Source organism: Pseudomonas sp. BP01 (genome assembly GCF_022760795.1).
Taxonomy (GTDB): Bacteria; Pseudomonadota; Gammaproteobacteria; order Pseudomonadales; family Pseudomonadaceae; genus Aquipseudomonas; species Aquipseudomonas putida_Q.
Genome location: NZ_JAFBKA010000130.1, coordinates 1 through 260 on the forward strand (window position 1 = coordinate 1; position 260 = coordinate 260).

The window sequence follows — 260 nt, forward strand, 5'->3', positions numbered from 1 at the left end:
TATCCGGTGCGGTTGCAGTGGCCGAGCCAGTGGTGCTGTTGGCGGCCACAACGACCGTCGTGCCATCGGTCAGCTTGAAGTACAGCTCCGAATGGTTGTTGATCGGCAGGCCGTCTTTGTTGGTCAGTGTGACGGTGTAGGTGATCTCGCCGCCTTCGGTGACCGAAGGGGTCGCAGTCAACTTGGCCACGACTTCGTCGATGGTGTCGGTGACATCCACTTTCGCAGCGCCGCCCAACTCCAGGTTTTCGAAGGTGGCG

1 protein-coding gene is annotated in these 260 nt (G+C 60.4%); it reads right to left on the reverse strand.

Annotated features, from left to right (window positions below):
- The coding region (locus JOY50_RS28795) for an immunoglobulin-like domain-containing protein (RefSeq protein WP_243056205.1) at positions 1-260 on the reverse strand (260 nt) is incomplete at both ends.